This window comes from Enterobacter cloacae complex sp. I3 (assembly GCF_014896175.1).
GTDB lineage: Bacteria > Pseudomonadota > Gammaproteobacteria > Enterobacterales > Enterobacteriaceae > Enterobacter > Enterobacter bugandensis.
Genome location: NZ_JADBQZ010000023.1, coordinates 16,546 through 30,233, shown reverse-complemented (window position 1 = coordinate 30,233; position 13,688 = coordinate 16,546). Strand labels below are relative to the sequence as shown.

12 protein-coding genes are annotated in these 13,688 nt (G+C 54.8%); 1 reads left to right on the top strand and 11 read right to left on the bottom strand.

Translation table 11 applies throughout. The features are described from left to right. The 11 genes from wzyE to trxA all read right to left on the bottom strand — a co-directional run bounded on the left by wzyE (window position 1) and on the right by trxA (window position 12,272). Window positions 1-1,353, bottom strand: coding sequence for an ECA oligosaccharide polymerase (gene wzyE / locus IM271_RS17710; protein ID WP_028014806.1), 1,353 nt, complete (start codon window positions 1,351-1,353; stop codon window positions 1-3). Further along, a complete protein-coding gene (locus IM271_RS17705; protein ID WP_193052953.1) occupies window positions 1,350-2,429 on the bottom strand; it encodes a TDP-N-acetylfucosamine:lipid II N-acetylfucosaminyltransferase in 1,080 nt (359 codons plus the stop codon). The genes wzyE and IM271_RS17705 overlap by 4 nt, the downstream gene beginning before the upstream one ends. Next, window positions 2,426-3,676 (bottom strand): lipid III flippase WzxE, encoded by a 1,251-nt coding sequence (gene wzxE / locus IM271_RS17700; RefSeq protein ID WP_045260999.1) that lies wholly within the window; start codon window positions 3,674-3,676, stop codon window positions 2,426-2,428. Before wzxE ends, IM271_RS17705 begins: the two co-directional genes overlap by 4 nt. Window position 3,677: 1 nt before the next feature. Beyond that, window positions 3,678-4,808, bottom strand: coding sequence for a dTDP-4-amino-4,6-dideoxygalactose transaminase (rffA, locus tag IM271_RS17695; protein WP_041911819.1), 1,131 nt, complete (start codon window positions 4,806-4,808; stop codon window positions 3,678-3,680). Window positions 4,809-4,812: 4 nt separating this feature from the next. Continuing rightward, window positions 4,813-5,490, bottom strand: a complete 678-nt coding sequence (rffC, locus tag IM271_RS17690) for a dTDP-4-amino-4,6-dideoxy-D-galactose acyltransferase (RefSeq protein ID WP_028014810.1) — start codon at window positions 5,488-5,490, stop codon at window positions 4,813-4,815. Further along, on the bottom strand, window positions 5,487-6,749 hold the full coding sequence (gene wecC, locus IM271_RS17685; protein WP_028014811.1) for a UDP-N-acetyl-D-mannosamine dehydrogenase: 1,263 nt from the start codon (window positions 6,747-6,749) through the stop codon (window positions 5,487-5,489). The genes rffC and wecC overlap by 4 nt, the downstream gene beginning before the upstream one ends. Further along, complete coding sequence (gene wecB / locus IM271_RS17680; protein WP_193052952.1) at window positions 6,746-7,876, bottom strand: non-hydrolyzing UDP-N-acetylglucosamine 2-epimerase; 1,131 nt, start codon at window positions 7,874-7,876, stop codon at window positions 6,746-6,748. Before wecB ends, wecC begins: the two co-directional genes overlap by 4 nt. 56 nt (window positions 7,877-7,932) lie before the next feature. Further along, window positions 7,933-8,979 (bottom strand): ECA polysaccharide chain length modulation protein, encoded by a 1,047-nt coding sequence (wzzE, locus tag IM271_RS17675; RefSeq protein WP_048959809.1) that lies wholly within the window; start codon window positions 8,977-8,979, stop codon window positions 7,933-7,935. A 13-nt stretch (window positions 8,980-8,992) separates the two neighbouring features. Further along, entirely contained in the window at window positions 8,993-10,096 is a 1,104-nt protein-coding gene (gene wecA / locus IM271_RS17670; protein ID WP_048959810.1) for a UDP-N-acetylglucosamine--undecaprenyl-phosphate N-acetylglucosaminephosphotransferase, read from the bottom strand. 242 nt (window positions 10,097-10,338) lie between these two features. After that, complete coding sequence (gene rho, locus IM271_RS17665; RefSeq protein ID WP_008501566.1) at window positions 10,339-11,598, bottom strand: transcription termination factor Rho; 1,260 nt, start codon at window positions 11,596-11,598, stop codon at window positions 10,339-10,341. Window positions 11,599-11,942: 344 nt separating this feature from the next. Beyond that, a complete protein-coding gene (gene trxA, locus IM271_RS17660; RefSeq protein ID WP_006179218.1) occupies window positions 11,943-12,272 on the bottom strand; it encodes a thioredoxin TrxA in 330 nt (109 codons plus the stop codon). Window positions 12,273-12,416: 144 nt separating this feature from the next. On the opposite strand from trxA, the gene rhlB reads away from it, so the two are divergent. Next, window positions 12,417-13,685 carry an ATP-dependent RNA helicase RhlB gene (gene rhlB, locus IM271_RS17655; RefSeq protein WP_028014815.1) on the top strand — a complete coding sequence of 423 codons (1,269 nt, stop codon included), beginning with the start codon at window positions 12,417-12,419 and terminating at the stop codon, window positions 13,683-13,685. The last annotated feature ends 3 nt before the right edge of the window (window positions 13,686-13,688 follow it).

Sequence of the window (13,688 nt, the reverse complement as noted above, 5' to 3'; positions counted from 1 at the left end):
TCAGACTTGCGACAGCGTTGTGCTGCCCTGCGGCTCGCGCTTGTGCACAAGCCCTGCGCTGTCGAACAGCCAGTACAACAGTTTGGCCAGTAACAGGCAGATGCCAAAAACGACCATGAAGAACACCACGCGCGAAACGAACGAGTCCAGCCCCTCGCGCGCCAGAACGATCATATTGAAAATGGCACCAAAGCAGAAACTGTGCAAAATGGCCGCTTTATAGCGGTTGGTCTCTTCGTTACCGCGCACGTAAAGCCAGTCAAACCACTTAATAATCAACCCTACGACAAACGCGCCCGGCAGGATAAACCAGCCTCCCCCCATCACCACCAGGGAACCAATCAAGGTTGGCGAGATCGCCAGGCCCGAATGGTTGTTCAGCACTTCCCAGGTAAAATAGTTCGCGGTATTGAGTACTACGCCAGGGCGGTCCGGCCACAGCCAGCTCGGGATAAAGACGTAGAAATCGCGCACAATCGGCGCCAGCCCCTGGAAATCAATTTTGTCGTAGTTTTGCAGCAACAATGCCAGGTTTTCCCACGGCGAGAAGGTGTCGCGCGTCAGGTAGAGGAACGTGTAAAACGCCTCGTCGCCCGCCACGTTCATCCCGTAGCGCTTCAGCGCCAGCCAGAACATCCCCACAATGCCAAATACCCCTGCCGCAACCAGCATCCACAGCGAGATCCAGCCGCGGATGATGCCGATGAACAGGAAGATAGCGAAAGCGATGATAATGTTGGCACGCGTACCGCCCACGATCATGTAGGTCAGGATACCGAACGCAACCGTACTGACCAGGAAGAACAGCCATGCCTTGCTGTCCTGGCGAAGGAAGAAGATCACCAGCATCGCCGGGATGAAGAAATAGAAGAATCGCTTAAGCGCCACGCCTGAGACTTCAGCCGAAAAAATCTGGCTGTAGGAGTGGAGCTTAAACAGCAGGAAGCCGTTATGCATGAAGAAGATGCCGACGCTGACCAGGGCGATGGTCATGAGCATCACCCACGTCAGATGGGTCTCCACCCGGTTCATGGTAAAGAGCGCCCGACGCGGGGCAGCGGCCTGCGCTGGTCGCAGACGCGTTTTATAGGTGACGTAGTAAACACCATAGAAGCAGGTCGCCGCCAGCAGGGCCTGGAGAAGAATTTCCGGCGGCGCGACGCTCACGTCAAAACGGAAGACCAGAATGCTGGTCAGCGGGAAGCCGAAAAAGAAGGTCAGCAGAAACAGCAACGAGAAGAACACGTTAAAGTTGAAGCGCACCCGGCGGAACTCAAACCAGGTGAGCGTGGCGATAAATAGCGTGCTCAGAAGCCAGACAACCAGTAAGCCGCTAAACTGCAACTGACTCATGCGTTGTCTCCTGAAGCGATACGCAGCGCGCGGTGCCACGGCGTGAGGTAATTCGGGCTGAAAAAGTCGATGCTATTTTTATCCACCAGCGTGAGCTGGCGTTGTGCTTCACGTACCACTTCGACATTCAGCGCGTCTGAGGTGAACAACACCGGAATATGCTGCTCGGCCATGTCCTGCCAGAACGGGTTTTCACGATTAAGCACGCACGGTACACCCGCCTGAATCAGTAGGCACAGCGTACCAATCCCCTGCTGGCGAGCAAAGATGAAATAGCCCAGATCGCATTTTCGCAGCAGCGCAATATAGTCATCAAACTCCAGCTTTTCGCTGAGAATGTGCAGATTTTCTTCGCTGAATAACGCAAGCCCCTGCTGGCGAACCTCATCAATGTAGGCGTCGTTGTTGGCGGGATAGCCCATCGGCACCACCACGTTCACCGTGTCGCCAAACTGCTGGTGTACCGCCCGGAGCGCGGCGACATGTTCGTTACTGCGGTCGCCGGAATTCCCCACCAGCACCGTCAGCTTGCCTTCGCGAACCGCGTCATTCGCCATGGTGTTCAGCGCCGGATCCATACGGGTTGGGAAATAGAGTAGCTCACCGCGCACGTTAGGGTGCTGCTTCGCAAAATAATTCAGATCGCCACGGGTGGCAAAAACGCGGCCCACCCTTCCCTGCGCCATGCGACGCAGCGGATAGAAAAGACGGAATTTCCAGCCGCGCGAGACTTCGTAGAGATCGGCTCCCCAGATATGCCAGCTGCACTGGGAGGGTTTAATTCCCCCGCTGAGCAGAGCCAGCCACAGGCCGGTATTGAACTGCCCGTGGAAAAAGAAACGTTGCTCACGATCCGCTTTGGCTTTGGCAATAACCGCCTTCGCCAGGGTAGCTTTATCCGGCCAGAAGGTGATTATCAGCGCCGGAAACGCTGCGCTCAGGCCATTATCCTGACCTGCAACCATAAACTCGCGCGCATCAGGATTGCCCGATGCCAGCTCGTCGTTGAAGAACCGCAAAACGGTCTGGTTATGGTGTGGGATATCCGATCCCAGGATGTGAATCAGTGCAGTCATGCGCGTTTACGCCACAATAAAAATACGCCGCAGCAGGCAGCGAAATAAACGATATAGGTTGCCATGTAGGCCTGAGCCGCCCCCAGCGCACCGTGCGCGGGTATCAGCCAGTGCGAAAATGCTGTCAGCAATGCAAACTGGCTAACCTCCGCGAGGATATACAGCCGCAGCGAGGCTTTCGCAATCACCAGATAGCCGAAAACGTAAGCACCCACTTTCAGCACATCACCCACCAGTTGCCAGGCAAAAAGATCGCGCATGGCGGTAAACTTCGCCGAGAACAGCAGCCAGATGGCGACATCACGCAATAACCAGACGGTCAAACTGGCCGCCGCCACTGCGGGTAATACAAAACGCAGGGAGCGGAAAATTTCGCGGGTAATATCCTGCCTGGACGTCAGACGCGATAAGGTTGGCAGCAAATAAACGCTAAAGGAAGCCGTTATAAACTGGAGGTAAGCATCGGAAATACTGCTTACGCCCTGCCAGATCCCCACCTCATCCCAGCTGTAATGCGCCGCCAGCAGGTTTCGCATCATCACGTAAGCCACCGGCAGCGTGACGGAAGTAATGAGCGCCATCAGGGTAAACTTACCCAGCTGGCTGGCAAGCACCTTGTCCCATTGCGGTTTCAGGTAGCTCAGAGGGATAACGCCCTGGCGCATCAGCATGAACGCCGCAGGCACAACAACCAGTGCCGGAACCAGCGCCAGCCCAAGCAGTGCGCCTTCATAGCCACCCAGGCGGTAGCAGAAATAATAGGCAATCACGCCGATGACGCTACCCAGGATGAGCGCAAGCGCGTTCCCGGCAGCATCGCGAAAACCTTTCATCAGCGCCAGCAGCAGGTTAGCCCAGGCAATGCCCATCTGGACCAGCGCGACCAGACGCACCAGCCCCTGATAATGGGTGTGCCCGAACAATCCCTGGCTAATGGGCGCCGCGGCCAGCAGAAACACAATCGCCAGCAGGGTCGAAAAGCCCGTGACCATTGCCGACGCGGTGCCCACTACCCTGCGAAGCTGGGCCGCATCATCATGATACTGAGCAACGTATTTGGTTACGCCGTTGAAGATTCCGGCACCGGCCAGCACCCCAAGGACGGTAACAAGCTGGCGGAAGTTGCCCGCCAGCCCGACGCCTGAGGGGCCGAATGAGACGGCCAGCAGCTTGACGACCAGCAGTCCGGCACCAATTTTTACAAGCGTGGACGCGGCGGTCCACACCGATGCTTTTGCCAGAGACATATCAGCCGAAATAGCTCAGAAGGGTATTGATCACCGTACGCTGGTTAACTGGCGCGAGGTTGAAGAACAGTGGCAGGCGAAGCAAACGCTCACTTTCTTTCGTGGTGTAACGGTCTTCCCCTGCGAACATCCCAAACGCTTCGCCCGCCGGACTGGAGTGCAGCGGAATATAGTGGAAGACCGCCATAATTTCGGCTTCTTTCAGCCAGGCGATGAGCTGGCTGCGATCGTCGTTATCGCGCAGCTTGATGTAAAACATGTGGGCGTTGTGGACACAATCGGCCGGAATGGTTGGCAGCTCAATGCGACCGGCTTTTGCCAGCGGCTCAAGCGCATCGTAATAGGTTTGCCACAGGGACAGGCGCTGGAGATTAATTCGCTCTGCCGCTTCCAGCTGTGCCCACAGGTACGCTGCCTGCAGGTCAGCCATCAGATAGCTTGAGCCGATATCGCGCCAGGTGTACTTATCAACCTGACCGCGGAAGAATTGGCTGCGGTTGGTGCCTTTTTCACGAATCACTTCCGCACGCTCAACCAGGGCACGATCGTTAATCAGCGTCGCACCGCCCTCACCGCCGGCAGTGTAGTTTTTCGTTTCGTGGAAGCTGAAGCAGCCGATGTGGCCGATAGTGCCCAGCGCGCGCCCCTTGTAGGTGGACATCACGCCCTGCGCGGCATCTTCTACCACAAACAGGTTGTGCTTTTTGGCGATTGCCATGATGGTGTCCATTTCACAGGCCACGCCCGCGTAGTGAACCGGCACAATCGCACGTGTTTTGTCGGTGATCGCCGCTTCAATCAGCGTCTCATCAATGTTCATGGTGTCCGGGCGGATATCCACAAAGACGATTTTCGCTCCGCGCAGGACAAACGCGTTCGCCGTGGAAACGAAGGTATAGCTCGGCATGATCACTTCATCGCCGGGCTGGATATCCAGCAGCAGGGCCGCCATTTCCAGCGATGCCGTGCAGGACGGGGTCAACAGCACTTTAGCACTGCGAAAACGCTGTTCCATCCACTGCTGACAGCGACGGGTAAAACCGCCGTCACCGCAGAGTTTGCCGCTGCCCATGGCAGACTGCATATAGTCGAGCTCGGTTCCCACGACGGGTGGTGCGTTAAATGGAATCATCTTGTCACCTGTATAACCAGTAGGCGGTGGCGTCGATGTTGGCACCACTCGCAATATAACGTTTAAGCGCGGCGGTGTTGCCCACCTGGGTCGCCACCCGCAGCGTCTCAACCTGCTGCAGCTGCGCCCAGTGCAGCGCCGCCTGCATGAGTTTCTCCCCCATGCCGCGCCCGGCTAATAAGCCAATACGCGCCTCGCGCTTGTTAAGCTTGCGCAGCGAGACAAATCCCTGAATCTGACCGTTCGCTGCACGGAAAATCAGGCAGACGTGGTCAAAGGTACCTTTGACCGCATTCTCTACCCACTGGGCATAGAAACGTCCGCTATCGTCAGGCGCATACCAGGGCGTGCGAAAGCGGCTTTGCGCAAACGCCCGGGCCGCCATCTGGCGCAGCACAGGAATGTCCTGTTCCGTTGCAATTTCCGCGCCGGACGCATCGTGCCGGGTGAGGGTGATGGAAAGGTCTACCTCGCCTTCAACCAGCTGAAAACCGTGTTGCTGGAGCGCATCAAGCAGGTCGGCACGGTCCGCCGGGATCTTAGCCTGCACGCGCTGCCAGGCGCTGAAGTCCACTTCCTGCAGGGCGGGCGCATTCTCGCGCCAGCGGACTATCGCCGAGGGACGGGCAAAAAATGCGCTTTCCCACTCAAGGGATTCCAGCACGCCGTGGAGTGCACTCAACGCCAGACGCCTTTGGTATCAACCACATACTGCTGACGCACCGCGTCACCGGACGTCGCTTTAAACTCTTTATGATCCACCAGCAGCACCAGCACGTCCGCTGTCGCCAGCGCGTCATCCAGCGCCGTCAGCATGCAGTGCCCCGCCAGTTTTGCCGGCAGTTCATGAATATTCGGCTCGACCACCAGAGTTTCGCCCTTATGCCATTCAGCAATCATCTCAGCAATTTCCATCGCCGGGCTTTCACGCAGATCGTCAATATTGGGTTTAAATGCCAGACCAAAGCAGGCAATTTTCAGCTCGCTGGCGCGCTTGCCGCTCTCTGCCAGACAATCCGCTACCGTCGCTTTAACCTGATTCAGTACCCAGTGAGGTTTGCTATCGTTCACTTCACGCGCGGTGCGAATCAGGCGCGCCTGCGCCGGGTTCTGCGCCACGATAAACCACGGGTCGACGGCGATACAGTGACCGCCCACCCCTGGGCCAGGCTGGAGAATGTTGACGCGCGGATGGCGATTCGCCAGGCGGATTAACTCCCAGACGTTAATCCCCTGATCGGCACAGATCAGCGACAGTTCGTTTGCGAAGGCGATGTTAACGTCACGGAAGCTGTTTTCCGTCAGCTTGCACATCTCGGCGGTGCGGGAGTTGGTTACCACGCATTCGCCTTCCAGGAAAATCTTGTACAGCGCGCTGGCGCGTTCAGAACAGACCGGCGTCATGCCGCCTATCACCCGGTCGTTTTTAATCAGTTCGACCATCACCTGCCCCGGCAGCACGCGCTCCGGGCAGTAGGCGATGTTGATATCCGCCTGCTCACCGGCCTGCTGCGGGAAGCGTAAATCAGGACGCGCATCGGCCAGCCACTGCGCCATCTGCTCGGTAGCGCCGACGGGAGAAGTCGACTCCAGAATTACCAGCGCCCCTTTCTTCAGCACGGGGGCAATAGATTTTGCCGCCGCCTCGACGTAGACCATATCGGGCTCGTGGTCGCCTTTGAAGGGCGTTGGAACGGCAATTAGGTAGGCATCCGCTTCCACTGGCGTCGTGCTGGCGCGCAGGAAGCCGCCATCAACCGCCTCTTTCACCACGCGGTCAAGATCGGGCTCCACAATATGAATTTCGCCACGATTAATGGTTTCTACCGCACGTGCGTTGATATCCACACCAACAACCTGCTTTTGACGGGAGGCGAATGCCGCCGCAGTAGGCAAGCCAATGTAGCCAAGACCAATGACAGAGATGGTAGTAAAACTCATAGCGATACCCGATTGTGTTTAAGCGCTTGCAAAATACGGCCACAAGCCTGCCCGTCTCCGTAGGGATTGTGGGCCCGGCTCATCGCCTGATACGCTTCATCGTCGTGCAGAAGGCGCGTGACCTCTTCGACGATGAGCTGTGCGTTGGTGCCGACAAGACGCACTGTCCCGGCTTTAACCGCTTCCGGACGTTCAGTGGTTTCACGCATCACCAGCACCGGCTTGCCAAGAGAGGGCGCTTCTTCCTGAATCCCACCGGAATCGGTGAGGATCAGCCAGGCGTGGTTCATCAGCCAGACAAACGGCATGTAGTCCTGCGGTTCAATCAGCAGGACGTTTTTGACGTGGCCCAGGATGCGGTTGACCGGCTCGCTGACGTTAGGGTTAAGGTGTACCGGATAGACAATTTGCACATCGTCGTTCTGCGCGGCGATTTCAGCCAGCGCGTGACAGATTTGCTCAAAGCCCCGACCAAAGCTTTCGCGACGGTGGCCAGTGACCAGAATGGTTTTTTTGCCGTTATTCAGGAAAGGATAGCGGGCAGCGAGTTCTTTCTGCAGATCGCTGTTTGCCAGCACGCGATCGCGTACCCAAATCAACGCGTCAATGACCGTATTGCCGGTAACAAAGATGTTGTTATCGGCGATATTTTCACGCAGCAGGTTCTGGCGAGAGTTCTCGGTTGGCGCAAAATGGTACATCGCCAGATGCCCGGTAAGCGTACGGTTGGCCTCTTCCGGCCACGGAGAATAAAGATTGCCGGTGCGCAGACCCGCTTCAACATGGCCGACGGGAATACGCTGGTAAAACGCGGCCAGGCTTGTTGCCATCGTCGTCGTGGTATCCCCGTGCACCAGCACAACGTCGGGCTTGAATGACTCCAGGATCGGCTTGAGCTCTTGCAGAATGCGGTAGGTTATTTCTGTCAACCCTTGTCCTGGCTTCATAATATTGAGGTCGTAATCCGGGACGATGGAAAAGAGGGTTAGGACCTGATCGAGCATCTCACGGTGCTGGGCCGTGACGCAAACCTTCGCTTCAATATCAGGATCGCTGGCCAGCGCATGAACCAGAGGCGCCATCTTAATGGCCTCCGGCCTGGTGCCAAATACGGTAAGTACTTTCACATCGATTCTCTTCGATTAGGCGATGAAGGCCGCAGCCTTCATCGTAGACGGCGATCTTAGTTTGTGCGACGACGCGTTAACGCCACGCCAGCGCCCGTCAGTGCGCCCACAATCCCCCACATGATCATCAGGAATGCACGACGCGGACTATCGCGTTTTACAGGTTCTTCAGGCGTTCTCAAATAACGATAGGTCTGAAAACGCGGGTCCAGGGAGGGACCGACATTAAGCGTGTTAAGCATCGCGCGGTTTTGATCGTAGTCGAGATCAAAATCAGGCCCAACGGCCTGCAGGTTTTCCAGACGCGCCTGCAGCATTGGGCGACCAAGAAGGAACATTTCAGAATCAGGCAATTCATCAGCCGGAACATCCGTCTCAGTGCGGGAAATGTTGTGCTGCTCCGCAATTTTCAGCGCCTGCTGAATATTATGCACGCGGCGCGCAAAAATGGCGTTTGCCACCTCTTCCTGACGTTTGACCTGCGCCTTCATCTGGATAGTGCGGGCTGCCCAGGCGCCTTTAAGCTCTTCATTCAGATGGCTTGCGGCACGCTGGCTGGCAAACGCGACGTACTGGCGCAACAGGTTGTTTGCATCCGGCGCGGTTTCGGCAATCAGCTTGACGCTGTCGTTGACGTTACGCAGCACGTCGCCCGGCATAAACTGAATATTGTTAATCAGATCGTCCAGCAGCGCGGCATCGGCTTTGGTGTTATCAACCCGACGCTGCTTGTAGTAATCCGTCTGGGACCAGAAATCGCGGCGCGTATCCCACGAGGCCAGTTGCATCACAAACTCTTTGTAGGCCTCATCCATTACGGAAGCCTGGTCCGGGGTGGCAAGGCTGGCTTTAATATCCAGGTTTCGCAGGAACTGCTGCTGGGAGTAGTACCCCCCGAGCATGTTAACCGTGGGTCTGTCCGTGATTGCCGTGGCGCTCCACTCCTGTTTTGCAAAGAACGTGTAGGCTAGCGCTAACAGTGCAAACCCCAGCGCGATCCCCACAATCCAAAGTTTGCCTGCCCATAACACGCGAAACAAACCCCGAATGTCCAGTTCATTCTCTGTTACCACTGATTTCGCTCCCGCCAACGGTTGAGTCATCATAGTCCCGGTTTTACTTAGTTAATGTTGTGTTTTTGGCACTGTTACGACGCATCCTGCGCTTAAGACGTTTAATGAACCGTGCCACCTTCCATGCGCGCTTAATGCAGTAGCCGTACAGGAAAAATGCTAGCAAGAATAATACCAACATTACCCATTCAGGAATAACATGAGAATATTCTGCAGCTACACCAATTGCGGCCAAAATCGCGGCGGCCAGAGTAATTAGGACAAACGCCTGACGTGAAGTAAAACCGGCACGCATGATGAGGTGATGAATATGCTGACGATCGGGAGAGAAAGGACTCATCCCTTTACGCAGACGGCGGTACATAATCGCCACCATATCCATTAACGGAATGGCGATAATCCACAGGGCGGTTACCGGGCTGATTGGGTGAGTTTGACCTTGTGTGGTTTCCAGCAAAATCCAGATAACGGTAAAACCGATTAGCGTACTGCCCGCATCCCCCATAAACACTTTATAGCGACGACCCAGCGCGCCAAGGTTTAAGAGGATATAAGGCAAGATGGCGGCAATCATGGCAAAACACCACATTGCCAGGCTGTACTGACCATCAAACCACAAAATAATGCCGATGGCGGCGAACGATACGGATGACAAGCCACCGAGCAGACCGTCGATACCATCAACCATATTGAAAGCATTAATCGCCGCCCAGACGGCAAAAAGCGTCAGGAAGAAGCCAAAGGGACCCAGAACTAATTCCCAGGGGCCAAACACATAGCCAAGGCTTCTCAGATACAGCCCGCCGACTACCATCATAATCACACCAATGGCCGCCTGAACGGTGGCACGTATCTTTACCGCGATATCGAAGCGGTCATCCAGGGCCCCGATTAATACCAGGACGCCGGCACAGGCAATGTAGAGGGCGGCGTGCGGAATATAATAATCAGCAATACCAAACGTGAAACAAATCCCTGCATATACAGAAATCCCGCCAACTAAAGGAATAAGCCCCTGATGGCGTTTACGAAAATTGGGTTTATCCACTAACCCTATTCTTTTTGCCACCTTGCGCGCGATGAACAAAAAACAGGTTGTGAATAAAAAAATGCTGATCAGTTCAGTAACGGCGGTGAATAGATTCACAATGGATTGCTCTCAACAAATGTTAGTCCCGGAAGTATAACCATGAAGCCATTACCTCAGAAGTAATAAAGATGGCTTCCTACAACTCCCTTTGTATATTTTTCAAACAATTATTACTTTGACTGTACAAACGGTCTTATTGTCGCACTGACCGGTCAAAATTGGGAGTAGGCGATACTAGCGTATAGTCCATAAAAGAAAAACGCCACGTAAAAACGTGGCGTTCGCTGGCTTTATTTACGTTACGAGCGCTTCATCATGTCGAAGAAATCGTCGTTGGTTTTGGTCATCGCCAGTTTGTTAATGAGGAACTCCATCGCGTCAATTTCACCCATTGGATGGATGATTTTGCGCAGGATCCACATTTTCTGCAGCTCTTCCTGGGTGGTGAGCAGCTCTTCTTTACGGGTACCGGAACGGTTGTAGTCGATAGCCGGGAAGACGCGTTTTTCTGCGATTTTACGAGAGAGGTGCAGCTCCATGTTACCTGTACCTTTAAACTCTTCGTAGATAACCTCGTCCATTTTGGAGCCGGTATCGATCAGCGCCGTTGCGATGATGGTCAGGCTACCGCCCTCTTCCACGTTACGTGCCGCACCGAAGAAGCGTTTTGGACGGTGCAGGGCGTTAGCGTCCACACCACCGGTCAACACTTTACCGGAAGCTGGCACCACGGTGTTGTAGGCACGCGCCAGACGGGTGATGGAGTCAAGCAGGATGATCACATCTTTCTTGTGCTCAACCAGGCGTTTCGCCTTCTCGATAACCATTTCCGCAACCTGAACGTGGCGAGATGCTGGCTCGTCGAAGGTAGAAGCAACCACTTCACCTTTAACCAGACGCTGCATCTCGGTCACTTCTTCCGGACGTTCGTCAATCAGCAGCACCATCAGCACGCAGTCTGGGTGGTTGTAGGCAATGCTCTGCGCGATGTTCTGCAGCAGCATGGTTTTACCCGCTTTTGGCGGGGCCACAATCAGACCACGCTGGCCGCGACCGATTGGCGATGCCAGATCCAGGACGCGCGCGGTTAAGTCTTCGGTAGAACCGTTACCACGCTCCATGCGCAGGCGAGAGTTCGCGTGCAGAGGCGTTAAGTTCTCAAAGAGGATCTTGTTACGCGAGTTTTCTGGTTTATCGAAGTTAACTTCATTGACTTTCAACAGCGCAAAGTAGCGTTCACCCTCTTTAGGAGGACGAATCTTACCTGAAATGGTGTCACCAGTGCGGAGGTTGAAACGGCGGATTTGGCTGGGGGATACGTAGATGTCGTCAGGGCCGGCGAGGTAGGAGCTGTCTGCAGAGCGGAGGAAACCAAATCCGTCTTGCAATATCTCCAGCACACCGTCGCCAAAGATATCTTCGCCACTCTTAGCGTGCTGCTTCAGGATGGCGAAAATGATGTCCTGCTTGCGCATACGAGCCTGGTTTTCCAGTCCCATATTTTCGCCGAGAGTGATCAGCTCAGAAACCGGCGTATTCTTTAATTCGGTAAGATTCATAATGGTGTGGGTTCTTAAACTCGGAGTGATTCTCGAACTTAATGTTGTGAATGGTATGGCAGGGTCATCCATGCCTGTTTAGCGGCCATCACCTCATGTCTGTTCGCTGTCTGGTCACAGGGAAAGAACGCAGAACTGAAACGACAAGACGGATTGAGTGACAAGCCCGGAATTTAGCCACTTCACGCATTGTTCATGTCAACAAAGGGAAGTATCGGGTAAAACAAGATTCAAACAATAGATATGTTTAAAACGAAGTCATAGCTAACTTAGCACGACTTCAGCCGGGCGTCCAGAGTTCCACATCATTTAGCCGTGGGCTCTGGACGCACAGCGGAGAAACCTTACGCCAGGTTAGCGTCCAGGAACTCTTTCAACTGACCTTTGGACAGCGCGCCCACTTTGGTCGCCGCCACTTCGCCGTTTTTGAACAGCAGAAGGGTCGGGATGCCACGGATACCGTATTTCGGTGCGGTGCCCGGGTTCTGGTCGATGTTCAGCTTGGCAACCGTCAGTTTGCCCTGATATTCGTCAGCGATCTCATCCAGAATCGGGGCGATCATTTTGCAAGGACCACACCATTCAGCCCAGAAATCGACGAGGATCAGCCCGTCAGCCTTAAGTACGTCCGTGTCAAAACTGTCGTCAGTCAGGTGAATAATTTTATCGCTCATATATAACTCCACAGGAATAAGCCTGGTACGTTGGTTTTGTCTCCACCAACGACGTGTTGATGTCGCATTAACCAACTAAAGGTTGACTTTATTTCACCGGATACGCTTTCGTAAAGCAATAGTAAGCTGATATTCTACCACACTATGAGCAAAACACATTTAACAGAACAGAAGTTTTCCGACTTCGCCCTGCACCCAAAAGTGATCGAAGCCCTTGAAACAAAAGGGTTTCATAACTGCACGCCCATTCAGGCTCTCGCCCTGCCGCTGACGCTGGCCGGTCGCGATGTTGCAGGGCAGGCGCAAACCGGTACCGGCAAAACGATGGCGTTTTTAACGTCAACGTTCCATTATTTACTTTCTCACCCAGCGATTGCAGACCGCAAAGTTAACCAGCCGCGCGCGCTAATTATGGCCCCGACGCGAGAACTGGCGGTACAGATCCATGCAGACGCTGAACCCCTGGCACAGGCTACTGGCCTGAAGCTTGGCCTGGCCTATGGCGGCGACGGCTACGATAAGCAGCTGAAAGTGCTGGAAAGCGGCGTGGATATCCTGATTGGGACCACCGGCCGTCTTATCGACTACGCCAAACAGAACCATATCAACCTCGGTGCCATCCAGGTTGTGGTGCTTGATGAAGCTGACCGCATGTACGATCTGGGCTTCATTAAAGATATCCGCTGGCTGTTCCGCCGCATGCCGCCGGCAAATCAGCGCCTGAACATGCTGTTCTCTGCCACCCTTTCTTATCGCGTACGCGAACTGGCGTTCGAGCAGATGAACAACGCCGAGTATGTGGAAGTGGAGCCGGAGCAGAAAACGGGCCACCGCATTAAAGAAGAGCTCTTCTATCCTTCCAATGAAGAGAAAATGCGTCTGCTGCAAACGTTGATCGAAGAAGAGTGGCCCGATCGCGCCATTATCTTCGCGAACACTAAACACCGCTGTGAAGACATCTGGGGCCATCTGGCTGCCGACGGTCACCGTGTTGGCCTGTTGACCGGCGACGTGGCGCAGAAAAAACGCCTTCGTATCCTCGACGAGTTCACCCGTGGCGATCTTGATATTCTGGTCGCAACCGATGTGGCGGCACGTGGTTTACACATTCCAGCCGTGACGCACGTCTTTAACTACGATCTGCCAGACGACTGCGAAGACTACGTACACCGTATCGGTCGTACTGGTCGTGCGGGCGCAAGCGGTCACTCGATTAGCCTTGCGTGTGAAGAGTATGCGCTGAATCTTCCAGCCATTGAGACCTACATCGGTCACTCTATTCCGCAGAGTAAATACAATCCGGAAGCGCTGTTAAGCGAACTGCCGCCGCCTAAGCGTCTTTCCCGCCCGCGCTCCGGCAATGGTCCGCGTCGTTCAGGCGGCGCACCGCGTAATCGTCGTCGTTCAGGTTAATAC

Excerpts from the sequence above, each read along its gene's own strand:
- wzyE (WP_028014806.1), bottom strand. The coding sequence starts at position 1,353 with ATGAGTCAGTTGCAGTTTAGCGGCTTACTGGTTGTCTGGCTTCTGAGC.
- IM271_RS17705 (WP_193052953.1), bottom strand. The coding sequence starts at position 2,429 with ATGACTGCACTGATTCACATCCTGGGATCGGATATCCCACACCATAAC.
- wzxE (WP_045260999.1), bottom strand. The coding sequence starts at position 3,676 with ATGTCTCTGGCAAAAGCATCGGTGTGGACCGCCGCGTCCACGCTTGTA.
- wecC (WP_028014811.1), bottom strand. The coding sequence starts at position 6,749 with ATGAGTTTTACTACCATCTCTGTCATTGGTCTTGGCTACATTGGCTTG.
- wzzE (WP_048959809.1), bottom strand. The coding sequence starts at position 8,979 with ATGACTCAACCGTTGGCGGGAGCGAAATCAGTGGTAACAGAGAATGAA.
- rffA (WP_041911819.1), bottom strand. The coding sequence starts at position 4,808 with ATGATTCCATTTAACGCACCACCCGTCGTGGGAACCGAGCTCGACTAT.
- rhlB (WP_028014815.1), top strand. The coding sequence starts at position 12,417 with ATGAGCAAAACACATTTAACAGAACAGAAGTTTTCCGACTTCGCCCTG.
- trxA (WP_006179218.1), bottom strand. The coding sequence starts at position 12,272 with ATGAGCGATAAAATTATTCACCTGACTGACGACAGTTTTGACACGGAC.
- rho (WP_008501566.1), bottom strand. The coding sequence starts at position 11,598 with ATGAATCTTACCGAATTAAAGAATACGCCGGTTTCTGAGCTGATCACT.